At 42.3% G+C, this 22,938-nt stretch carries 24 protein-coding genes; 10 read left to right on the plus strand and 14 right to left on the minus strand.

The features are described 5' to 3' along the window. Positions 1–24: 24 nt before the first annotated feature. The gene (locus tag ACQEXS_RS06515; RefSeq protein WP_427013231.1) at positions 25–291 is read right to left on the minus strand and encodes a putative hemolysin; all 267 of its coding nucleotides are present in this window, start codon (positions 289–291) and stop codon (positions 25–27) included. Positions 292–504: 213 nt separating this feature from the next. On the opposite strand from ACQEXS_RS06515, the gene ACQEXS_RS06520 reads away from it, so the two are divergent. Beyond that, on the plus strand, positions 505–1,437 hold the full coding sequence (locus tag ACQEXS_RS06520) for an exopolyphosphatase (RefSeq protein ID WP_427013232.1): 933 nt from the start codon (positions 505–507) through the stop codon (positions 1,435–1,437). 61 nt (positions 1,438–1,498) lie between these two features. On the opposite strand, the gene ACQEXS_RS06525 is transcribed toward ACQEXS_RS06520, so the two are convergent. Together ACQEXS_RS06525 and ACQEXS_RS06530 are read right to left on the minus strand one after the other, a co-directional pair. After that, positions 1,499–2,515 (minus strand): GGDEF domain-containing protein, encoded by a 1,017-nt coding sequence (locus ACQEXS_RS06525; RefSeq protein WP_367989700.1) that lies wholly within the window; start codon positions 2,513–2,515, stop codon positions 1,499–1,501. A gap of 208 nt (positions 2,516–2,723) precedes the next feature. Next, positions 2,724–3,608 carry a DMT family transporter gene (locus ACQEXS_RS06530; protein WP_427013233.1) on the minus strand — a complete coding sequence of 295 codons (885 nt, stop codon included), beginning with the start codon at positions 3,606–3,608 and terminating at the stop codon, positions 2,724–2,726. 107 nt (positions 3,609–3,715) lie between these two features. Here ACQEXS_RS06530 and ACQEXS_RS06535 point away from each other — a divergent pair, with 107 nt between their 5' ends. Beyond that, positions 3,716–4,201: a MarR family winged helix-turn-helix transcriptional regulator gene (locus ACQEXS_RS06535; protein ID WP_427013234.1), complete on the plus strand. Its 486-nt coding sequence runs from the start codon at positions 3,716–3,718 to the stop codon at positions 4,199–4,201. A gap of 11 nt (positions 4,202–4,212) precedes the next feature. Then, the gene (locus tag ACQEXS_RS06540) at positions 4,213–4,566 is read left to right on the plus strand and encodes an MmcQ/YjbR family DNA-binding protein (RefSeq protein ID WP_427013235.1); all 354 of its coding nucleotides are present in this window, start codon (positions 4,213–4,215) and stop codon (positions 4,564–4,566) included. Between the two features lie 74 nt (positions 4,567–4,640). Here ACQEXS_RS06540 and pyrC read toward each other — a convergent pair whose 3' ends face one another. Continuing rightward, positions 4,641–5,669 carry a dihydroorotase gene (pyrC, locus tag ACQEXS_RS06545; RefSeq protein WP_427013236.1) on the minus strand — a complete coding sequence of 343 codons (1,029 nt, stop codon included), beginning with the start codon at positions 5,667–5,669 and terminating at the stop codon, positions 4,641–4,643. A gap of 155 nt (positions 5,670–5,824) precedes the next feature. Next, positions 5,825–5,986, minus strand: coding sequence for a YqaE/Pmp3 family membrane protein (locus ACQEXS_RS06550; protein ID WP_367989705.1), 162 nt, complete (start codon positions 5,984–5,986; stop codon positions 5,825–5,827). A 208-nt stretch (positions 5,987–6,194) separates the two neighbouring features. Here ACQEXS_RS06550 and ACQEXS_RS06555 point away from each other — a divergent pair, with 208 nt between their 5' ends. Both ACQEXS_RS06555 and ACQEXS_RS06560 read left to right on the plus strand, forming a co-directional pair. Next, on the plus strand, positions 6,195–8,012 hold the full coding sequence (locus tag ACQEXS_RS06555; protein ID WP_427013237.1) for an MOSC N-terminal beta barrel domain-containing protein: 1,818 nt from the start codon (positions 6,195–6,197) through the stop codon (positions 8,010–8,012). 274 nt (positions 8,013–8,286) lie between these two features. Next, positions 8,287–8,874, plus strand: coding sequence for an acyl-homoserine-lactone synthase (locus ACQEXS_RS06560; RefSeq protein WP_427009667.1), 588 nt, complete (start codon positions 8,287–8,289; stop codon positions 8,872–8,874). Here the strand turns inward: ACQEXS_RS06560 and ACQEXS_RS06565 are convergent. The 3 genes from ACQEXS_RS06565 to ACQEXS_RS06575 all read right to left on the minus strand — a co-directional run bounded on the left by ACQEXS_RS06565 (position 8,871) and on the right by ACQEXS_RS06575 (position 11,599). Continuing rightward, positions 8,871–9,593 (minus strand): helix-turn-helix transcriptional regulator, encoded by a 723-nt coding sequence (locus ACQEXS_RS06565; protein WP_367989708.1) that lies wholly within the window; start codon positions 9,591–9,593, stop codon positions 8,871–8,873. The two genes, ACQEXS_RS06560 and ACQEXS_RS06565, sit on opposite strands and share 4 nt — an antisense overlap. 82 nt (positions 9,594–9,675) lie before the next feature. Beyond that, complete coding sequence (locus ACQEXS_RS06570; RefSeq protein WP_427013238.1) at positions 9,676–10,599, minus strand: sensor domain-containing diguanylate cyclase; 924 nt, start codon at positions 10,597–10,599, stop codon at positions 9,676–9,678. Between the two features lie 100 nt (positions 10,600–10,699). Beyond that, positions 10,700–11,599, minus strand: coding sequence for a DMT family transporter (locus ACQEXS_RS06575; RefSeq protein WP_427013239.1), 900 nt, complete (start codon positions 11,597–11,599; stop codon positions 10,700–10,702). 100 nt (positions 11,600–11,699) lie between these two features. Between ACQEXS_RS06575 and ACQEXS_RS06580 the strand changes: the two genes are divergently transcribed. After that, entirely contained in the window at positions 11,700–12,488 is a 789-nt protein-coding gene (locus tag ACQEXS_RS06580; protein ID WP_427013240.1) for an AraC family transcriptional regulator, read from the plus strand. On the opposite strand, the gene ACQEXS_RS06585 is transcribed toward ACQEXS_RS06580, so the two are convergent. After that, the gene (locus tag ACQEXS_RS06585; RefSeq protein WP_427013241.1) at positions 12,480–13,403 is read right to left on the minus strand and encodes a M14 family metallopeptidase; all 924 of its coding nucleotides are present in this window, start codon (positions 13,401–13,403) and stop codon (positions 12,480–12,482) included. The two genes, ACQEXS_RS06580 and ACQEXS_RS06585, sit on opposite strands and share 9 nt — an antisense overlap. Before the next feature lie 221 nt (positions 13,404–13,624). Between ACQEXS_RS06585 and ACQEXS_RS06590 the strand changes: the two genes are divergently transcribed. Continuing rightward, on the plus strand, positions 13,625–14,530 hold the full coding sequence (locus ACQEXS_RS06590; RefSeq protein ID WP_427013242.1) for a DUF808 domain-containing protein: 906 nt from the start codon (positions 13,625–13,627) through the stop codon (positions 14,528–14,530). On the opposite strand, the gene ACQEXS_RS06595 is transcribed toward ACQEXS_RS06590, so the two are convergent. Continuing rightward, positions 14,527–15,186 (minus strand): DsbA family oxidoreductase, encoded by a 660-nt coding sequence (locus tag ACQEXS_RS06595; protein ID WP_427013243.1) that lies wholly within the window; start codon positions 15,184–15,186, stop codon positions 14,527–14,529. The genes ACQEXS_RS06590 and ACQEXS_RS06595 overlap by 4 nt on opposite strands. A gap of 315 nt (positions 15,187–15,501) precedes the next feature. On the opposite strand from ACQEXS_RS06595, the gene ACQEXS_RS06600 reads away from it, so the two are divergent. Continuing rightward, positions 15,502–16,857: an alpha-amylase family protein gene (locus tag ACQEXS_RS06600; protein ID WP_427013397.1), complete on the plus strand. Its 1,356-nt coding sequence runs from the start codon at positions 15,502–15,504 to the stop codon at positions 16,855–16,857. Between the two features lie 41 nt (positions 16,858–16,898). Here ACQEXS_RS06600 and ACQEXS_RS06605 read toward each other — a convergent pair whose 3' ends face one another. Then, the gene (locus tag ACQEXS_RS06605; RefSeq protein ID WP_427013244.1) at positions 16,899–18,767 is read right to left on the minus strand and encodes a methyl-accepting chemotaxis protein; all 1,869 of its coding nucleotides are present in this window, start codon (positions 18,765–18,767) and stop codon (positions 16,899–16,901) included. Between the two features lie 80 nt (positions 18,768–18,847). After that, entirely contained in the window at positions 18,848–19,444 is a 597-nt protein-coding gene (locus tag ACQEXS_RS06610; RefSeq protein ID WP_427013245.1) for an AraC family transcriptional regulator, read from the minus strand. 303 nt (positions 19,445–19,747) lie between these two features. On the opposite strand from ACQEXS_RS06610, the gene ACQEXS_RS06615 reads away from it, so the two are divergent. Then, positions 19,748–20,848 carry a 1-acyl-sn-glycerol-3-phosphate acyltransferase gene (locus tag ACQEXS_RS06615; protein WP_427013246.1) on the plus strand — a complete coding sequence of 367 codons (1,101 nt, stop codon included), beginning with the start codon at positions 19,748–19,750 and terminating at the stop codon, positions 20,846–20,848. 52 nt (positions 20,849–20,900) lie between these two features. On the opposite strand, the gene ACQEXS_RS06620 is transcribed toward ACQEXS_RS06615, so the two are convergent. Together ACQEXS_RS06620 and ACQEXS_RS06625 are read right to left on the minus strand one after the other, a co-directional pair. Further along, positions 20,901–21,500, minus strand: a complete 600-nt coding sequence (locus tag ACQEXS_RS06620) for a hypothetical protein (protein ID WP_427013247.1) — start codon at positions 21,498–21,500, stop codon at positions 20,901–20,903. 140 nt (positions 21,501–21,640) lie between these two features. Beyond that, a complete protein-coding gene (locus ACQEXS_RS06625; RefSeq protein WP_367989719.1) occupies positions 21,641–21,940 on the minus strand; it encodes a YfcZ/YiiS family protein in 300 nt (99 codons plus the stop codon). Between the two features lie 520 nt (positions 21,941–22,460). On the opposite strand from ACQEXS_RS06625, the gene ACQEXS_RS06630 reads away from it, so the two are divergent. Further along, a complete protein-coding gene (locus ACQEXS_RS06630; protein ID WP_367990721.1) occupies positions 22,461–22,922 on the plus strand; it encodes a TetR/AcrR family transcriptional regulator in 462 nt (153 codons plus the stop codon). Positions 22,923–22,938: the final 16 nt, after the last annotated feature.

Genomic DNA, 22,938 nt, shown 5'->3' on the forward strand with positions numbered 1-22,938 from the left:
TCGTAGCAAAAACCTAATGTGTGATTATTGCTCAGTTTGTTCTTCTTGCTTGTGGTTATTACGGTAATATTCCCACTGTTCGATTTTGTCGTCTTCAGAAAATACACAATACGTTGTACGCTCATTGTTTTCTGTTACGGTCTCAAGTTCACCGCCTTGCTGCACACAGTAAACCGCGGCAGGGTTAGCCATCGAGGTGTAATCTTTTACTTCGTACTCATCTGGCTCGTTAGCGCAACCTGCCAAAACTGTTACTGCCCCTATTGCTGCAAACAGAAAAGCTTTTTTCATTTTAAATCTCCGACTTAGCTCAATTAGTAGCATAAGAATTGTAGAAGAATGGTGAAAAAACATTGTCTTAAGTTTGTTAAAAGATCGATGCTGACTAAAATTAAAACTAAGGGTTAGTGCTATTGATTGAAAGCGCAGAAAAATCTAAAACAAAAAGATGAGATGAGCCATCTGCCATTAGAGTTGAATGGCGTACAGCAAAGGGTGTATAGCATGTCAGAAAAGAAATTTCGTCTGGTTACTCGCAGCGATTTTGACGGTCTCGTTTGCGCGGTATTGTTGAAGCAACTTGATTTGATAGAGGATATCAAGTTTGTACACCCCAAGGATATGCAAGATGGAAAAATAGAAATCACCTCAAATGACATTGTCACCAATCTCCCATACGTTCCTCAGGCCTATATGGTTTTTGATCACCACTTATCAGAGCTACTTCGTAATAAAGAAGGCCATAAAAACCATATTATCGACCCTGACGCACCTTCTGCTGCGCGTGTTGTATGGGAATACTATGGTGGTACTGACACATTCCCTGCCGATTGGCATGAAATGATGGAAGCGGTTGATAAGGGAGATTCCGCACAGTTTAACCGTGATGAAGTGCTCGATTCAACGGGATGGAATTTACTCAATTTCTTAATGGATGCCAGAACAGGCTTAGGACGTTTTCGTGAATTCCGTATTTCTAATTACAGCTTGATGATGGATTTAATTGATTATTGTAAAAACCATACCATTGAAGAAATTCTGCAACTGCCTGATGTCAAAGAGCGGATCGAATTGTATCGCGAGCACGAGAACAAATTTAAAGATCAAATTCTGCGCTGCGGTACAGTTTACGATAACTTGGTGGTACTGGATCTTACCGGGGAAGAGGTTATTTTTGCAGGCAATCGCTTTATTATCTATGCCTTGTTTCCTCAGTGTAATATTTCCATTCATAAGCTTTGGGGCTTTCAAAAGCAGAATATTGTCTTTGCTACAGGGAAATCAATTTTTGACCGTAGTTCTCGGACCAATGTTGGCGAACTGATGTTGAAATTTGGCGGAGGAGGTCACAAAGCTGCGGGAACCTGCCAAATAGCAACAGATAATGCAGATGAAGTGCTTGCGGCGCTAATTTCACAAATTAATTCTGATGGTTAACAAGACTCCAGAAAAAACTAACCATATATGAAAAAAGAGCCCCTGTTCTCAGGGGCTCTTTTTATAGTGGCATCACACGGTTTCGTCCAAGCTCTTTGGCTTCGTAGAGGAGTTTATCTGCTCTATCGACAAGGTCGTTGGCAGAGTCTCCCGGTTGGAGCTCAGAAACACCAAAACTGGCCGTGATGTTGCCGACCTGTTGTCCGGTTCTGCGATCTTTTATCGATAGTTTCTCAATGGTTCGACGAAGAGAGTCTGCAAACTGGCGTGCAATACGCAGGGATTTATTTGGAACAATGATTGCGAACTCCTCACCGCCATAACGATAAGCAGTGGCGCCTTCGCGACAGCTAAGCTGTAACCGCTTCGCTATTCCCTTGATCACCGCGTCGCCAAATAAGTGACCATAATTGTCGTTATATGACTTGAAATGGTCTATATCAAGAAGAATCAGGCTGACCTTTCGTTCTGCTGCGCATAGGGTGAATAGGTCGTCATCAAAAGCTCTTCGATTATATAAGCTAGACAAGCTGTCGAATAACGCATCTTTTTGGACTTCTGCTAATTGCTCTTTAAGGCGTGATATCTCATCACTTGCCGTCGTCAGTTGATTGTTGAGAAAACGCGTTGAGTGTCGAATATCGCGTGACTCTGAGACAAGCTGGCGAACCACTGCCATGACTTCGTCGATCGACATCCCTTCGTCTTCAACCCGTTCTAAGCTGGTGAAACTCTTATCGATCATTTCAGAAAATTGGCATGTATCTGTGAGAGTATCATTCATAGAGCTTGAAACTTCGCCGAGTAGGATTTCTAAGTTTGCTCTAAGATCGCTGATGTCAGTTTCTGAGCGACTAGCGATGTGGTTAAGGTAGAGTTGCTTGGAGGTTGCAGGAGGGCAAAGACCGTAATCTTCGATAACGGCGTCCATCTCTTTATTTAATTTAGGAATGACGTTGTCCACGTAGGTATACCAAAGCGCGTAGTTTGCGGGCGTGGCTGCTACGTGGTTTTTCATCATTAGTGGGACGGCTTTCTTTAGGTTAGCTGTCGATTTTTTGAAGTCGTCGTCTGTCATGAAGTTCGTTTTTAAAGCTCAGTCAACGTTAATTATCTTTAAGATTAGCGGATATTGGCTTTTGTTGCTCCATAAAAAGTCGAATTTCTTAACTAATGTATTAATTTTTTAAACTGAGCGCACATATATTAGTCACTATTGGCTAATAAATGATCTTTCTATATTTATTAAGGAGTTAGATAATAATGATATTTCAGAAAATTGTGTGTTAAGCCGTCGTAGTTTTGCGCATTTTGATGACCGCAATAAGCTGAGGTGTTAAAGACATCAAAATCATGGCCAGCATTAACGCATATTGGTGGCTGTTGTATGACTCGTTTAATAACACCAGACCAAACACAATTCCAGCGATTGGATTAGCAATGCCGCCAAATGTAAAATCGACCACAGACATTCGTTGTAATAACCATACGTACAAGCCATAACCCAACACTGTGTTAAGAATAATGACCCACCCAAGGCCAAGTGCATTCACTTGGTTAAAACTGTGCCATGTATTGATGTACTGTTCTGGTGAAATAAAGGCTTGCACTGTGCTAACGCAGGCGAGTATTGCTCCACCAAAGATCAATTGCCATGTTAGAACCTTCCACCAATGCAACTTGCTCCCTAAAGATTTAGTGATTGTGCTCCCCACGATAATGCACATGATTGCTGCAAGCATAGCGATCAACCCAAACACACTTAATGTCATGGATGCTGGATTAAATAAGGTATAAGCAAGAGCGATAAGGGCTAGGCCGCTCAATCCTTGGATCAGATTTGGTGTCTGCTTGCTGTATAGCCAGTGAAATAGCATCGCAAATACGGGTACAGAAACCATACCAACACCCGAGACGGCAGAAGGCAGAGTCATGGCCATAACAAATATCAAACTGAAAAATAGCGCAATGTTTACGGCCCCAAGGACAAACAAGATCTTGAGTTCCGATTTTTTTGGTAGCGTCGGCTTTAACATGAGTAATAACAAGCCAGCAGGAAGTGCACGCAACGCACCAAGTAGTATAGGAGGCCAGTCTGGAAGTGTGAACTTCGTAACAGCGTATGTGCTACCCCAAAAGAAAGCGGGGATCATGGCTAAAAGTATATTCATATAAAGTATCTTTATATAGAGATAATAACTGTAATGTAATTGCTATGTTGTTCGGTGTAAAGTATCTTTACGTCAAAATATATTGCTGATTGTATTTAGAGAACGAAATGGATGCGATAGAAAAAGTGACAAATCAGTGGGCATTAGAAAAGCCTGAGTTAGAGACTGAACCCATGGCAATCATGGGCAGGATGATGCGGTTAGCAAAGCATCTTGAAGGAGAGGTTTCAGAGCTTCATCGTCAATATGACCTTAAAATGGGGGAGTTTGATGTATTAGCAACATTAAGGAGAAGTGGTGAACCTTATGCGCTGACGCCTTCTGAATTATTGTCTTCTTTAATGCTTACATCAGGAGCGATGACTAATCGACTCGACAAGTTAGAAGCTAAGGGTTTGATCGCAAGGCAACATAGCCAAGAAGACCGCAGAAGCGTCACTGTTGCTCTAACTGAAAAGGGCTTTACATTAATCGATTCTTTAATTTGTGAACATGTGGCAAAGCAACAAGAATTGGTCAGAAGTTTGAATGGCGTTCAGCGAACAGAACTCAACAAGCTGTTAAAATATTGGTTAGCTCAATTTGAAGGATAAGGTACATAAGTATGGATATAGCCCAACTAGAGTCACATCTAAATACCTATACAGCTGCTGAAGGAAGCTATCCATTTGGTCCAGAAGCGCTGGTCTTTAAAGTAAAAGATAAGATGTTTGCCATATTGGCGGAAAGAGAAGGGCGGCAATACGTCACGGTTAAAGGCCTGCCAGAAGACAATGAAATCATGGCTTCTCAGTTTGCTGATATCACTCCTGGGTACCATACCAATAAACGACACTGGATCACGATTTATTTTGGTGGTGACGTTGAAGATAGCCTTGTTTATGAATTGTGTGAGCGATCTTATAAGCTAGTAGCCAGTAAACTCAAAAAAGCGGATCGTTGTGAACTTGGCTTGTAGAACCAATAGAGCGCAGAACTAAGGTCTTAAAAAGCCGCCAAATAAAGGCGGCTTGTGTATTCTTAGGAAACAGATCAGCTGATTGTCCAGCTGATAGTTTCACCAGCTCGGATTGGAACAACGATATCTTGACCAAAAGGCATGGTTTCAGGAACTGACCAAGTCTCTTTGGTCAATGTTACAGTGTCTGAGTTTCTTGGTACGCCATAAAAATCAGGTCCATTATGGCTAGCAAACGCTTCTAGGAGCTCAAGCTTACCCTCTTGTTCAAATACTTCTGCATAGAGCTCTAGTGCCGCATGAGCAGTATATGACCCCGCGCACCCACATGCTGCTTCTTTCATTCCTTTTGCGTGTGGTGCTGAATCTGTCCCTAAGAAGAATTTTTTGCTTCCACTTGTCGCGGCTTCGACCAGAGCTTTTTGATGCGTGTTGCGCTTCAAAATTGGTAAGCAGTAAAAATGAGGTTTGATCCCGCCCACGAGCATATGATTACGGTTGTACATCAGGTGGTGAGCAGTAATGGTTGCCGCTACATTCTCATTTGCATTCTTTACGAATTCTGCAGCGTCGGCTGTGGTGATGTGTTCAAGTACGATTTTAAGATTAGGAAAATCGTTTACGATAGGGGCAAGTACGTTATCTAAGAAAGCTTTCTCACGGTCAAAGATATCAACATCGTGTGTGGTCACTTCACCATGAACCAGCAGAAGCATTCCGACTTCCTGCATTGCTTCTAATACGTGATAGATGTTTTTCGCGGAGGTCACACCTGAATCAGAGTTCGTTGTTGCACCCGCTGGGTAGAGTTTCGCAGCCACTACTTTTCCGGAAGCTTTTGCTTTGCGAATTTCGTCTGGAGATGTGTTATCGGTCAGGTAAAGCGCCATTAAAGGTTCAAACTGAGTAGATGGCTTCTCGGCCATAATACGTTCGCGGTAGGCAAGGGCCATTTCAGTGGTGGTAACAGGTGGGACGGTGTTTGGCATGATAAGCGCGCGGCCATTATATCGGCTGATGTCGCGAACAGTGTCTGTCAGTACATCGCCATCGCGTAGATGAACGTGCCAGTCGTCAGGACGAGTAATCGTAAGTTGTGTCATTAAATGCTCCCACCATGAGTAATTTGCTGATTGGAGCCTAAGCAGAGCGAAAACTGTTAACGCAAACGCTTACGCTTAGGCGACAGGATGATAGAGCAAACGCTTTTATATTTCATCCCTTTTTTCTGATTAATCAATCAGGAGCATTTAAGAATCTACTTGTTAAGCGTTAGCCACAGTGCGTGGATCATACCTGGAACAAAGAAGAACAGTGTTAAAACTAAGTTGATGATGAAGTCTTTACCAAGACCTTTGTCGATGAACACTGCTAAAGGTGGAAGAAGCACACATAGAATGATCATGATTAGTTTATTCATTAGATTTACCTCAATAATCGAGTCAATAGTTTGTTGTCATTATTTTGACGCACAGTATGGGCTTTTCATCACATATATTCAAACTTATAAAGTAAACAAATTGTCAATTCTTAGGATTATGAATGGATTACATTCGTTTATGTAAGGTTGCTTATGTAACAGTGATGCCAGTATCATCACGCAACGATAACAATAATTAGGAAGAAAAATGTCGGCACCAGCACTTTCCCAAATCAATGTTTTTCCGGTTAAATCCGTTGGAGGGCTTTCTGTTTCGTCATCATGGGTAGAAAAGCAAGGTTTGGCTTTTGATCGCCGCTTTATGTTAGCGCTTGCGGACGGATCAATGGTGACCGCACGTAAATATCCGCAAATGGTGACGGTAAACTCATGCCTAGTTGCAGACGGCGTGAGGTTTACAGCTCAAAATCATCCCTCCCTTCATGTGCGATACCAAGACTTAAAAATGCAGGAAGCACCAGCGCAGGTGTGGAATGATAACTTCACTGCTTATACCACTACAGATGAAGCGGATGATTGGTTTAGTCGAATCATAGGACAAAGAGTCGAACTTCTGTTTTGCGGAGAACAGTCAAATCGTCATCGAGACAAATTAGGTCACAACGTCACTTTTGCCGATGGTTATCCGATGTTAGTGATCTCAGAAGCTTCCTTAGAAGAGTTGAATCGACGTAGCACAGAAAAACATACTATGGATCAATTTAGAACCAATCTGGTTGTTAAGGGGACGGGGGCATTTGAAGAAGACAGTTGGAAACGCATACGCATTGGTGAGGTCGAGTTTGAGTCTGTTAAACCGTGTGAACGATGCATTTTAACCACAGTGGATGTTGAAACAGGTAAATTCAGAGAGAGCAAAGAACCATTAAGCATACTTTCTCAGTTCCGTGCGAATGAGAGAGGGGGCGTCTTTTTTGGACAAAACCTTGTGGCACTAAACGAAGGCATGATCAAGGCTGGTGACAGCGTAGAAGTGATAGAGTTTAAAGAAAAGGAATATTATCCCGATACTTCGCCTAAGAAGCTCACAATGACTTGTGTTGAACGTGAGGAAATTGCGCGGGATTTCAATACGTTTTGGCTTGAACCTGAACATGATGAAATGCCTCATTATCTTCCGGGACAACATCTACCTATTGAAGTTGTTATTGATGGTCAAACGGTTGCTCGCCGTTATACTTTGTCTTCCAGTCCTTCTCGGCCAGGACGACTTGCTATATCAGTTAAACGAGTTGATGGTGGACGTGTTTCGAATTGGATCAATGATCATTTAGCTGTGGGTGACGTACTGACGACTGAAACACCGGATGGTAGCTTCCATCTCACTGAATCTCATAATCAACCTTTACTATTGTTATCTGCGGGAAGTGGTGTGACACCGATGATGTCGATGCTACGTTACTTAGCTGATCATAACCAAATCGATGATGTTGTCTTCTATCATCAGTGTCGTTCAGTTGAAGATATTCCTTGTCGAAATGAACTGGAATCGCTTCAACAACAGCATCCCGGACTGAAACTTTTTATCTCGTTAACACAGGCTCCAATCGACTGGTTCGGATTAAAGGGCCGTTTGAGCCTATCACACATCAAACAAATTAAAGGGTTAGAGAAGAGACAAGTATTTGTTTGTGGCCCAGATGGTTTTATGCAGAAAGCAAAAAACTTACTGCTTAAAAAAGGTTTGCCAGAAGAGCAATACCATCAAGAAGCGTTCGGAGTGGGGCAAGTAACAGTCCAACCTTTAAAAGAGGTGAGCATTAGTATTAATGGCGCTACATTTATTGGTAATAATCAGACGTCGCTGCTCGAACAGGCAGAGCTGAATGGGGTTGCCATTGCTAACAGTTGCCGCGCAGGCTTATGTGGGGTGTGTAAAGTCGTTGTTGAGTCGGGAAAAGTTCACCAGCCAGATGTTCCTGCATTGCAAGATCACGAGCGTAACAGTGGTGTTGCATTGGCTTGTTGTTGTGTACCTGAAACAGATATTGATGTGATTAGTTGAATAAACGGCAGCGGTTTTTTATAAGGCTCGTCAATGACGGGCCTTCTATTTTTCCAAAAATAAAGCCTTCCGCATTAGCGTGAAGGCTTTACATGTGGCATTTGTATTATTTGCTTTTGAGTGGTTATGCCGGGCCAACTGACGGTTAGTTATACGTCAGGTGTTAATGATAAACCAAACAGTAGTCACATATAACTGTCCGATCGAACAGGTTTTTTATCTCAGGCTTGATACAATAAGTTACTTCTCCTTTTAACCAATAGGAGAAGTCAATATGTCTATTTCTGTACATGCAAATAACTTTATCAATATCTCACAGTCAGATTTTCACGCTTTGTTGTCACTTCGGTACAAAGTCTTTGCCCAACGATTAAATTGGGATGTAGAAACGGAGTCCGAGTTAGAGCGTGATGAATACGATGTCGATAAAGCAAGCTATATCTATATCAAAGGTGATGGGGGACAGGTGATCGGCTGTTGGCGCGTTTTGCCTACAACGACCCGGTACATGCTAAAAAATACGTTTTCTGTATTGCTTGGGGAGCAGCAAGCCCCAAAAGGTAAACGTATATTTGAGTTGAGTCGCTTCGCCGTTGATAAAGATCATTCGAAACAACTTGGAGGCGTTAGTAATGTGACAATGACTATGTTCCAAGCTCTTTATCGTTACGCCAAGCAAAACGATATTGAGTCGTATGTAACAGTGACCTCAGTGGCGATTGAAAAACTGATCACGCGAATGGGGATTCCGAACCAACGTATAGGTGATCAACAAGTCCATGTTCTTGGTGATACACGCTCAGTTGCGCTTCATATCCCAATGAATCGTACATACCGAGACAGTGTTGGTTTACAGAGTTAAAGCTGAGGATCGATGTAACCACCAAGAATCGCTTTTGTGATGGCTTGATAGCGATTGGTAGCGCCTAGTTTTTGGCAGGCATTACTGATGTGGAATTTAGCTGTACGTTCTGAGCAACCCAAAATTGTTGCGATTTCCCAGGCACTTTTGCCTTCTGCGGCCCATGATAAGCATTGAATCTCACGGTTTGTTAATGCCACGCTGGGCTTGAGATGGTCAATGGTTTGAGTAATACGTTCTATATTTTGGGTGATCAAGGGAACCACAAGTTGTGAGAGCACTAGGTTATCATTATTGGCAGTAAATGACTTAGTGTCTGAGGTGGCAAAACTAAGCATTCCAAATTCACCTTTTAAACCGTGGATTGGAATGCTTATTCCGGCTTTCAAACCGCTAATTCGAGCTTCTTCGAACAACACTTTTCCAGAATTGTCTCTTTCGCGAATGCTATCCCAGAACACAGGAAGGGCATTATTCATGCTGTATTTGACGATAGGGTCAATATACATGAACCCAGCTTCGTCATATTGTTTACGCCATTCGTTTGGATAGTTATCTATGATAATCGTCCGGCCTTCTTTGAGCATTGGATCAAGAGATAACCCGAGTAGGAAAAACTCGTTTTCCAGAATATGGTTCAGTTTGCTCAGAACCGTCTCTAGTTCTTCAGCAGTATTGACCACTTTATGCTCTTCAATAAGTCGGAGGATTTCTTTCATTCGTGATAATGGCCGTGTGACATACGGCACTTATATCAGAATACTCAAAGAAATAGCAAATAAAATCATATATTTGGTCAGGTTATGCAATTTCAGGAATAGAGATGCTTTTATTTCGACCTGCACGTTTCGCCTTGTACAATGCACGATCTGAGCGTCGATAAACGTCAAAAAAGTCAGTATCTGTATCGTAAATCTCAGTAATTCCGCAACTGATGCTAAAACGTGCTTCGTCGTCAAAAAAAGAAATAGAATTAAATGCAATACGTAGACGTTCGGCAACTTTAAAAGCGTGATCTAATGTGGTTTGATGGAGTACGACAAGAAATTCTTCGCCGCCAATCCGCCCACAAGCGTCTCGCTGACGAATGTGCTGTTTTGCTAAATCAGCAAGTGCTTTTATCACCCTGTCTCCATTATCGTGACCATAGGTGTCGTTAACCCGCTTAAAATTATCGATATCGATTGAAATACAGCAAAGGGGATATTGGTTGGTTTTGGAAATATCAAATTCGGCAGAAAACGTCCGCCACATTTTCCGTCGATTGTAGAGTTGGGTTAGATCGTCAGTATGAGCAAGCTCATTGAGTTGTTCTCGTAGCATGACCATGTCTGTTATATCGACCGACACGCCAATAAGCCCGATAACTTCTCCGGAGCTACTGCAAATAATTGGACTTTTAATTGCACGATAGACAGTGACTTTACCGTCTGCCTTAGCCTTAGTGTGCTCCTCATTGACAAAGGTCTCTTTTGTTTCATAGACCATACGATCACTGTAGAGAATATCCTCAATTAGCTCAGCTTCGAAAAAATCATGATCGGTTTTGCCAATGAGCTCTTCGAGCGAAGTATCGAAGAGCTTTAGAGTTAATTGATTTGCATACAAATATTCGCCATTCACATTTTTGACAAATACATAGGAGCCTATTTGATTTAGAACGAACTCATGCAACGTGAACTGGTTATTCACGTAGATATCTTCTATATGCTCTAATGTAAGCATTTGACCTCCTCATAATGGGGTGAGGTCTAGCCAGACGTTGATATTTTTCTATTTATACCAATAGTTATAGCTCACAACGTCTGGAAAGTGGTGCGTCAGGTTAAACATGATTAATGTTTTTGACGGTAGATGTGACACGGTTGGAGATTTTGATCTGTGACAGTATCACACCTGTGATCACCATCAACCCACCAAATAAATGATAACTGTGGACTGTCTCACCTAACAATGTGGCGGCGAGGGTTACCGCAACAACGGGTAATAAATTCATGAACATCGCACTGGAGTCTGCACCAATCACGTCAATTGCTTTAACCCACATCCAAGGGGCAAGTACTGATGCAGCAAGCGATGCATAAGCGATTAATGGTAGAGACGACTTTGTCGGTAACAACTGATCGCTGCTAAGCCAAAGTGGAGTAAGCATCGCTACAGCAAAAAGCCCTTGCATGTAGATCAATGTCCAGTTTGAAAGTGGCATTTTCCAGCGCTTCAATAGAACGCAATACGCCGCGTATACAGAAGCTGCAATCACCATTAAACCGTCACCTTGCGTGATTTCTTGATTGAGGAAAAATGCCGGATCACCTTTACCCAGCATGTAGGCCAAGCCAGCAAGAGAAAGAATACCGCCGACGACACTCAGTGGAGATATCGGTTTTCCGAGTAATGGTAAGCTTAAAAATACACTCAAAAGAGGGACCAATGAAGTAATCAGCGACATATTGGAAGCGGTAGTTGTTAAGCCAGCGTAATAACCTAGCGACTGGTTTAACACCATCCCCAACATTGCGAGGAAAGCGAGTTTACTTAGGTACGGTTGAATTGTCGCCCAGTTCTTGACCACTTTTGGCAAGCAAAAAGGCGTCAGTACCGCCATAGCTACTGCCCAACGATAGAAACTCATTGCGCTGGGTTCAATGGCCGATGCGGCAAGTTTGTTCACGATAGAGTTACCACCCCAAATGAAAACGGTGAGTAAAGGAAGAAAATAAATCATGTGAGCCCTATCGCATTATGTGTACTGGAATATAGTGTCTCAGGTCTGTATTATTGCAGATATCTCCATTAAGACATTGCGCGCGATAGGAAGACAAAGTTTGAGGAAGTTAGCAAAACACGTGCATCCTTCTTTATCAATTGATAAGGCACCATCGGATGTATTTATGAATTTTGAAGCCTTTTTGTCCAATACGGAGACGAGGGTGCATAGCCATCCTTGGGGACAAGTTCAGTTGATTAGCGGTGGGATACTGGAAATGGAAGCAGAAGGAACGCGATTTTTAGCACCGCCTCATCTAGCGATATGGGTACCAGCTGGTGTAATGCACACGAGTTTTAACCGTAAACCGCTCTCTTATTGTTCTTTGAATATCGCGCATCATCTAACAGAACAGTTTCCTGATCGAACAAGCTTAATTAATGTCACGCCAATTGTTTCAGCGATTATTGATGATTTTCGTCAACGACAAGTCAATGTTGCTGAAACGGAAGAAGACAGCCGTTTAATTCAAGTGTTGCTTGATCAAATTGCAACTCGAGACACGCAACATCACTTCTTACCCACCACAGATAATAAATACCTGACTTCAATACTGGCGTCTGTAGAGGAAAATCCGACGGATAATACGAGCTTAGGGGAGTGGGCTGAGCGGGTTCATACTACAGAAAGAACGTTGGCCAGACACTGCCAAAGTGAACTAGGAATGAGTTTTACAGAGTGGCGGCTTCGCGTACGTTATCTCTATTCAATGGAGCTATTACGTAAAGGGCACTCGGTCAAAGAAGTCGCGTTAACATTGGGTTATAACCAAGCTAGCCCATTTATTGCGATGTTTAAAAAATACTCCGGGCAAACCCCGGAGCAATACAAAAATAAATTACTGTAGTTGGCTTATTACGAAATCTAAGCCACCAATGATCGCAGCAACCTGCGCGTCATTGCATTCTTCGTCAGTGACTTTATCACTGTCTGGATATACTTCAGTTGTGGTGCCAAATTGGCAATTTGTTACACCACCACATAGTCCGAGCTTCTTCATCGGGTAATTGATGACGCCCGTTTGCACAACGGTAGACCCGATGATCTCACCATGTTCATCTGCAGGAGCAATGTGAGTGACTTTGCTGACGGACGCAATAACAGCTGCTTGAAACTCTGGTACTGGTTTTTCGCTGTCGCCAACGGTGTAAAACCCATCCGGTATCATTCCCTCGATGTATTCAATGCCATCACGTGCTGCTAGCGCTGGACGAAATTCAGATTCGTCAGTATCGGTTGTTTCGTGTAAATCAAAATGCACCAAGACTTCTAGCTCAAGGTTTGCAACTAGTGTCATTAGATTTGCCGATTCTTCCGCTGGAGAGTTCGCGTAGAATGAACGGTTTGGATCAATAGCCAGTGGATTCCAGCGGTTAATCGTTTCATAACCCCAAGGGCTGATGCAGGGGGCAACAACAAAGTTAAAATGTGATGTGTAGTTTTCCATGTGCTGCTGGGCAAATTTTAATGCGCCGTGAACACCACTGGTTTCGTACCCGTGTACGCCTCCGGTGATCAGTACAGTTGGTTTGTTGTTATCCCATTGACGGCTTTTGATGCAATACAGTGGAAAACGTTGTGGGTTATAACTCAGTGAGCCGTACTGCTCGATATCAAACTTGTCCGATAATGCTTGTATCTTTGGAACAACTTCTTCTTGATACTCACGCTTTACAACAGTCTGGTTGCGCCAAGCTGTGCGTTCTTCATCCCCCCATTTTTCGCCTGGGGTACCAATTGGGTATGAATATGAGCTTTGCATTATGTGGCCTTTCGTTGTTGCTTTACTTAGAGTGAGAGCATATACGTAACGTTAGGTAAGCGGTAGGTAGGATCTGCTAATGTGAGACTTTTCTGACTGATTTTTTTCCTCATTCTTGAGTATTGAGATAGGTTTAGTGCCATTTCCTTAGAATTCGTTGGTGATTCATAATGCTGGTGTTACATTTGCTTACACTAACGATAACTAGAAGAGAATAATTCATGGCTGGTGCAAGTTTATTAACATTATTGGATGATATCGCAACAGTATTAGACGACGTTGCGTTAATGTCGAAAGTCGCCGCTAAAAAGACAGCAGGCGTGCTAGGGGATGATTTGGCCCTTAATGCTCAACAAGTTTCCGGTGTGGCAGCAGAACGCGAAATTCCAGTTGTTTGGAGCGTTGCAAAAGGCTCTTTTCGAAATAAATTGATTTTAGTGCCAGCGGCATTGCTGATCAGTTCGATTGCTCCTTGGTTAATCATGCCATTACTACTGTTGGGTGGCTTGTTCCTCTGCTTTGAAGGTGCAGAAAAAATCTTAGAGAAGCTGTTTCATCATGAGCACGAAGAGAAAAGTGAATCAGTGCCAACGAATCTCTCTATCGACGAATACGAGAAAAACAAGATATCTGGTGCAATTCGCACGGATTTTATTTTATCTGCAGAAATCATTGTTATTGCGCTTGGTACTGTGCAAGGACAGTCTATGACAACACAGATCATTGTGGTTAGCTTAATCGCTACGTTGATGACTATTGGTGTATATGGTCTTGTCGCAGGGATTGTTAAATTAGATGATCTAGGCTTCTTCCTCGAAAGAAAAGCCAAAGGGCAAGGGATGAGTGCCGCTATTGGTCGTGGATTGATCTCGTTTGCCCCTAAGTTAATGAAGGGCTTAACCATTGTTGGCACTGCTGCAATGTTTCTTGTTGGTGGCGGGATTGTTGTGCATAGCATCCCAGCAGTCCATCACTTAATCGAGCCAATTATTATGGACTTACCTAACATCTCTTTAGCGACCGCAGTTGTACCTACCTTGTTGAATGGTGTTGTAGGACTCGTGGTTGGGCTACTTGTCGTTGGTGTTGTTTCCGTGTTTGGTAAATTAAAAGGAGCCTTTTCTTAATCTAGTCCTTCATCGTTCTGCTTGGTAATTTCAGTTAAAGCTTGAACGAGAACATCGGTGTTTTGCGCACCAGAGATTAAGTGTTTTCGATTAATAATAATGGCTGGAACAGCGTTAATACCTGCTTCCAGCCATTGTCTTTCTGTTGAGGCTACCGTATCACTCCAGCCACTATCGTAAAGAACTTTTGACGCTATTTCTCGGTCAAGATCAACAGACTCAACTAAGTTCAGCAGCACTTCATCATTGTTGATATCAAGCCCATCGGTAAAGTAGGCGTGAAACAAGGCCAACTCCAGTTCAAACTGCTCAGTTTCTCCTTTCGCCCACATTAATAGCTGATGAGCTTTTCGGGTGTTGTAAATTCGCATGTCTTCACTGAAGTTAAATTCGAATCCAAGCTCTTTCCCTAATTGAGTTAACGTTTCACGAGCTGATTGGCTTGCTTCTATCGGTGTACCGTATTTTTCAGCCAAATGCTCTCTGAGGTTTTGTCCTTCGCTCTTCATTGCTGGATTTAACTCAAATGGGTGCCAATGTAACTCAGCTTCGATCGTTTCGGATAACTGCATGAGTGCAAGCTCTAGTCGTTTATAACCAATAATGCACCATGGACACACCACGTCTGAAACAATATCAATTCGTACTTTTGGCATAGTCATATCCTTATCGAGGAAATCGTAACCACTTTGTCACTTCTTTAAGCCATTGGCTAGTTATAAGTATAGCTGGCTCTGTTTTATGCAACAGGATGGGCGACTTATCAACGCGTTAACTTCCCAACCTTAAAAAACGTCTAAGCATGAATCCTTGGGGCGTATCTCTACGCCTTGCGACTCCTCCGAACCGTATTCATAGAGGGGGGAAGTCAAAGCGAAATAGCTAATGAATAATAAAGAATCAGTAAGTTATATTTGTTCATAAGCCGTTTTATAGCGCCTAGAAAACTCACTTCTAAGGAATGAAAAGTGATTAATAATGTTCCCTCCACCGATGTCATATTACATGTTTTTGATTGGCCATATCTAAAAGTGGCAAAAGCAGCGAATCAGATTCAAGCTGCGGGCTATCGCTCTGTACTCGTGTCACCTCCAATGAAATCGCTTTATAACGAGAAGGGAACGAGATGGTGGCAGCGTTATCAGCCCCAAGATTATCGGCTTATTGACAACCAACTTGGGAATACACTCGATTTCAAGCAAATGGTTGATGCTCTAAAGAAGTGTGGAATAAGAATTTATATCGACGTGGTGTTTAATCACATGGCGAACGAGTCATTTGAAAGGGTCGATTTATGCTATCCAGCGACTACTGTGTTAGAAGAGTATCGAGCAAATACCGAGCATTACCACGCATTGCGGTTATATGGAGACTTAACGCAGCCTTTGTTTACAGAGCAGGATTTTGTTGAAGCGTTTGGTATCGAGGATTGGCAAGACCAATGGCAAGTACAAAATGGACGTATTACTGGGAGCCCGCAAGATCCAGGATTACCGACCCTGAAAGACAACCTTCATGTCATTAAACAGCAACAAGAGTACATTCGGGCGATGAAAAAGCTCGGCGTGAGTGGCTTTCGAGTTGATGCAGCAAAACACATGTCGCTGGAGCATTTAGATAAAGTATGGACAGAAGAGCTGTGCGAAGGTGTTCATATCTTTGGTGAAATCATCACAAATGGCGGAGCGACTAAGCCGGAATACGATCTATTTTTGGAACCTTTTTTAGCCAACACCCGCTTGGGAGCATATGACTTTCCTCTGTTTCAAACGATGTTTGATGTGTTGATGAAAAAAGGAAGCATGAAAAGCCTGATCAACCCGTACAGCTTTGGAATGGCTTTAGATAACTCACGTGCGATTACCTTCGCTATAACTCATGATATTCCAAACAATGATGTGTTTAAAAACCTTGTGATGAATGAGAACTTAGAATGGCTCGCATACGCCTATGTTCTTGGTCGCGATGGAGGCGTCCCGTTAATCTATACCGATTTAGATACGAGTGGGATTAAGAGAAAAGACCGAAAGCCAAGATGGTTAGATAGTTGGCGCCATCCAAAAATGTTAGGGATGATAAAGTTTCATAACCTAATGCATGGTGAAGCGATGAAAGTGCTCGAAGCCAATGATGACTTGTTGGTGTTCGCACGCGGTGAGCAAGGTATGGTGATTTTGAATAAGTCACGACGTAAACAAACCATCAATTTATCCATTGAAGGTACGTTTAATGATTTGCTCTCAGAGCAAAGCTTTGATTCCGTTGATGGGAATCTCGAATTTATTGCAGAAAGCCAAAGTTGCATGATGCTGGTACAAACTCATTGAATAAATTGGCGCAACAGAGACGCTGCGCCAAGCAATATGACCTAGACAATAAATTTATTTAAAATCGCATCCTGCTCACGAATGTTTTCCGTTTGTGCTTGCATTGCAATATTAGCGTTCTCGGCTGAGTCGGCAACTTGCGTTGATAGATCTTTTATCTTAACGGTGTTGTTGTTAATTTCTTCTGCAACAAGGCTTTGCTCTTCAGCAGCAGATGCAATTTGTGTATTCATATCGCTAATGCGTTGAATTGCATCACGGATTTGTTCTAATGCGACGTTGGCTTCTTGAGCTTGGGTCACCGCTTCTGATGCAGTTACCTTACTGGCATTCATTGCGGCAGACACTGAGGTTGCGCCTGCTTGTAACTGCTCAATCATATCGCGTATTTCTGTGGTGGATTCTTGTGTTCGTTGGGCAAGCGTTCTAACTTCATCGGCAACAACTGCGAAGCCTCGACCTGACTCACCGGCGCGGGCCGCTTCGATAGCAGCATTCAATGCAAGTAAGTTAGTTTGGTCGGCAATATCATTAATCACTTTTAAAATGGTTTCGATATTTGCAGTCGCAGATTCCAATCCTTTTACTTCTTCCACCGCTTCATCAACACGAGTAGACAGATTGTCGATCGCTGCTGTCGTCTCATTAACGACTTGAGAACCGCGTAATGTGGCATCATCTGCATCTTTAGCTGAAGAAGCTGCACCTTGAGCATTGTTTGCAACTTCGTTGGCTGTGACAGCCATTTCATTCATGGCGGTTGCCAACTGTTCGAGTTCATGAAGTTGATCTTGCATGGCGGCAGCGGAAGACTGTAATCCACTCGATGTCATTTCTGAGCCACGTAAAATCTCGCTACCAATGGATTTGGATTGAGTGATTTGTTGCTGCAATGCTCCTGTAAACGTATTAAAACCTTCGGCAAGAACCGAAAACTCAGGATCGGTTTTAGTATCAAGTCGTTGGGTTAAATCCCCTTGACCTGAAGCGACATCTTGAATGGCATTGTTTAACACGTCGAGCGGCTTCATCAGTGCTTTGATTAACATCAGTAGCAAAATAACACTGATAATCACGGCAATTGACGTGTAAATGATGGAACTATTACGCAAATCCGCAAGAGATTGATAAGCAATAGCTTCATCTAAGATCACACCAACATACCAGTCTTCACCGGGAACATCAGCAAAGTCGAGTGTATATGCTTTATTGTCGATAGTAACTTGTTGGGGATTCGAGAGTATTTGGCTATCGCCCAAAAATTCACTCATCGGTTTACCATTCAAATCCGCATTAGGGTGGGCGATAGTGATGCCGTCTCCTGAAACGATGAATACGTATCCTGCGCTGAATAGCTTAACTTTGTTTACAAGCTCCGCTAGCCTAGCGAGGCTTACATCGTAGAATATCGCACCGATAAAACGCCCTTTGTCATTCACGGGTGCGGCTATGGAAACCAAAATTTCCCCCGTTGCGGAGTCAGCGTAAGGTGCGGTGATGATAAGCTTATTTGCTTGCTTTGCATCAATGTACCATGGGCGAACTCTCGGATCCCATGATGAACCAGGATTCCATGATGGATCATTGTTTACATTTGAGCCATCACTTTCAAAACCCAAACCGGCAAGCAGAAAGGATTCTTTCACAACGGGTTGGCTGATGACCGCCTCAATGGCTCCCTTGTCCAAGTTAAGTTCGATCATACTGGTCGCATAGGCGGCGATTGCTTTACGAGATTCTATTTCAGCTGCAGTTGTATTTCTCACACCATCGACGATCTCGGATACGCTGCTTTCGACTTGTTGCTTGATTTCAGTTTTAACGGTGTAGTACTGCTGAAGAGTGAGCAGGGCGACGGTAAGAAGCAGTAAAATCGCTGACGCCCCGACGATTTTGTGACTAAATTTCATAGTGCCGTCCTTAGAAATTAGAATAGGTATCTATAGATCTATAGTTAGCAGACGGCGACTTTTCCAACTTTCGTTAATGATTAATGGCCAAGTATTGAACTGGATAGCTGGGTGAATATCTCACGTTCTCCATTAAATAACTCTTCTACCACTTTGAGCTCTTTTTGTCCGGAAAGAAGGCGTCTTCGCACTTCACGCATTTTTAGTACCAGTTGAATTTCTGGTGTTAAGGACGAGTGGTGTGTGATAGCCCACTGATTAATCTGTTCACTTAACGGTGTTAAAGCAAGCACTGGCTTAATCGAAGCAAGTTCAAGTTTAAGTACATTTAGAATTTCAGAAGGTGAGTTCTCGCTTGTTTGAGCCAATCGGTTGATAATGGCACTGGTTAATTCATTCGGCTCAACAAACCCACCTTGTTTGGGCATGGGTAATGATACACGCGAAGAAATTTCAACTGATTGCACCAAAGTATTTGGAAAATAACTCATTGCAGTTAAACAATCGAAAGGAACCCAGGCGAATTGACCCGGCTCGACGGCATATTCCATTTTTCCCATTCGCAGAAGCACCAGCCCGTTATCAACGCGCAGTAAAATGTTTTTCAACGATTTTTTACGTGATGTTGTGTGCAGATAAGGAAAGGATTGGCTCTGGTGTTGAATTGCGTAATGCATGGAATGGGAATCTCTTCGTAAACAGGGCGCTAAGGGTAGCCTTTATTATATAAAAAACCAACTCGCATACTATACAACGCTTGATATGTTGCGAGGTTTTCGCATCGTTTTGAACACTTTTCAAAGCGTTTGCCATGTCGGCTGCATTGCGATGAGTGCGCCTCGCGTGATCTTTGCACGACATTACATCATATCCGCTAGTAAATGTTCTGGTCTGACCTTACTATATGTTTGCACAGCATAGCTGCGAAGATTGTTAACAATGCGTAGAATAGGCCAGCTTTTTATTTGATGTAGTGAAAAATGACTTCTAAAAACGACCCTTATGTAGAGATTCGTCCTTATAATGACGAAGAGATCCCTGCTGCGATCGAGCGACTGATTAATGATGAAGAATTTATTAGTGCGATCTTGCAACACCGCTTTGAGCATCAACCTTCATGGTTACAAGCTTTGCTATCTCCCTTCGTTAAGATGTATCTCAAATTTAAATGGGCTAAGTTAAATTCCGTCGATGCGATTCAGCGAGAAGTGAAGAAATACTTGGATAAAACTCTTACGACGACAACGAAAGGGGTTACCTATTCTGGTTTAGATAAGTTAGATCAAAACACTGCTTATCTGTTTGTCTCGAATCACCGTGATATTGCAATGGATCCTGCCTTGGTAAACTATGGTTTGTTCAAGCACAACCACAAAACAGTACGTATTGCGATTGGCGATAACTTACTGAAGAAACCTTGTGCGACAGAGTTGATGAAGCTAAACAAGAGCTTCATTGTTAAGCGCTCTGCAAAAGGTCCTCGTGAAATGATGAAGGCGCTGGGTACCTTATCGGGATACATAAAACACTCTCTTGATACTGGAAATTCGATTTGGATTGCACAGAAAGAAGGGCGAGCCAAAGACGGAAATGACTACACAGATCCAGCAATTTTGAAGATGTTCCATGTTGAAGGTCGCAAACAAAAAGTGGATTTTCCTGAGTATGTGAAATCACTAAGAATCGTACCTGTTGCGATTTCTTATGAAAATGATCCTTGTGACACAGCGAAAGCAATTGAGCTTTATGAGAAAGCGACAAACGGTAGCTATGAAAAAGGTGAGTTTGAAGATATCGAAAGTATTATTCAAGGAATAGTGGGTGAGAAAGGACGAGTGCATGTGGCATTCGGTGATGTCATCGATAACGCTTATGAAACACCAGAAGCGCTTGCAGAAGAGATCGACCGCCAAATTCATTTAAACTATAAGCTTTTCCCAATCAACCACTTAGCCGCGGGTGAAGACAGTGTCGAACAAGATGTCGTTTCGCAGTTTAATGCCAAACTGGCTGAGCTGCCCCAAGGCGCTCATCAATACTTGATTGATAGCTATGCTAATCCGGTTAAGAACCAAGCTTAAAAAAAGACGCCATTAAGGCGTCTTTTTTTATCTCAAACATTATGAGTCGGAGCTATGGTGCGACTGCACCACCGAGAGTTAAACTGCTTGGCCATTTGGTGATTCGGTTGCCACCAAGAAAGATATGCCCTTTGACCGTTAGGGTGTCTGGAAACTCAGTGATTTTTGAACCGCCAATATATAGATTCCCTTCGATAGTTAACCCTTCTGGGAGTTTCTCCAAAGGTGTTCGAACGACACTTAAGTCTCCTTTGACTTTAAGGCGAGGGGGCAGGCGAGTTAATGGTGTATCAGTGAGGTTAAGGTAACCACCGACTCTAATACCACGTGGCCAGTTAGTAATTTTTGTACCAAGTAAGTTGGCATAACCACGAATAGTTACGCCACCTGCAATACGTTTTAGCTGACTGTTTGTTGCGTCTAAGCTACCTTGAATATCGGTGCCTTCAGGAATACGCGTAATTGCCGTTTTCGCAATATTTAAGTTGCCTTTCACTATCAGTCCATTGGGAAGTTCAGTGTAAGGTTTATTGCGTAGATCTAAATTCCCGTAGTTATCGAGATGATTGAGCATATGGTAGTGCTCTAACATCGTAGCCTTAATAGGCAAAGCAGTGAGTAGAATTGTAAGCGAGAGAAAAAAGCGAAGCATAGTCAAAGTCGAATAAACGTTTGATGTCAGTATCTGTCACGTACATACTGCCGTCAACGCAACTTATATGGAAAGATAAAAATTGAAAGGAATTTATGGTGGGAGATCAAAAAAGCGAGCCTAAGCTCGCTTTCTAAAGATTAACGCGCTAGTGAGCGTGTTTTTAATTCAAATATCAACTTCTCGGCGCTGACTTCGAACTTAAAGCGAGCCGTTAGCTCATTTGAACCTTCTACCAACGCTGATGCTTCATGTTCAACGTTTGCACAAACTTCTTTCGCTAGCTCGACATACTTAGCTAGCTCACTTTCAAGTTGCTCTTTATTTTGCGCATAAATTGTTACTTCAGCGACATCATCACCTTCTTTGATGATAAAGCCCATTTCGCCAGCACAACCACAAGCTTCACATACTTGTTTTTCTTCTGTATTGATGCTCATTTCGGATCCTCTTACAAAGTTTGTGGGCATTTTACCGAGGAACTAGGTGTTTATCCAATAAAACAAAATAATGATACTTAACTTTACTAACAGAATGATGTTTTGTATTTTTATTGTGATCCACCAAGTTTTGACGAAATGTTTCGAAATATTTCATCATAAAATGTAATGGAATGTGATGTTGTTCAAATATTGACGAGAACATAGCTTACATTGTAATCAGAATTTTATCCTGCTCGTTGCGAGATAATTCAATTTATAAGATTATCACCGTCTTACTATACATTTTATAAATAAGAATATGCGCTCCCATATTTAGTCCAAATTGGTTAGATATTGGGAATATGCTTATAAAAGTATCAATAAGGGTTTAAGTAAGGACCCAAGTGTTACATAGTAGCCGAATCGACTTTTTTCAAGGTATTCGGAGAAGGTCATTTAGCAGCTTTTATATGCTGACGCATAACAATATTGTGGCTCATTGTTTGAGTCTTAGATGGATTTACAAAGAGAAGAACACATGCCTAAGCGTAGTAAAGAAGATACTGAAATTACTATTCAGAAAATAATGGATGCGGTCGTCGACCAACTCCTCCGACTTGGCTACGACAAGATGTCTTATACGACGTTGAGTCAACAAACTGGTGTATCAAGAACGGGGATTAGCCACCATTTTCCTAAAAAAACCGATTTTACCGCTGCATTAGACGGCCGTATCTTCAAGATGTTTATCGAGCACCTTGATTTTGATAACGGTTTAGACTCTTTTTCTGCTAGCTGGTTAAAAGCGTTGGATGACAGTGAGTTTTTAGCAATACTTAGATTGCTATTCCATCATATTGTAACGTCTGAACGCGCTCATGAATTCGCAGCAAACGGCATCGACCGTCTGTACAAAACTGTATCTACCCAATTTGGCGAAGGCAGCGAAAAAGAGCTTGAGTGGTTGATTGGTAAGTCACTTATTCGTATGACGAAGTAATTTAGCAAAAAATTCA

Origin of the sequence: Vibrio sp. TRT 17S01, assembly GCF_050113695.1 — a bacterium.
GTDB lineage: Bacteria > Pseudomonadota > Gammaproteobacteria > Enterobacterales > Vibrionaceae > Vibrio.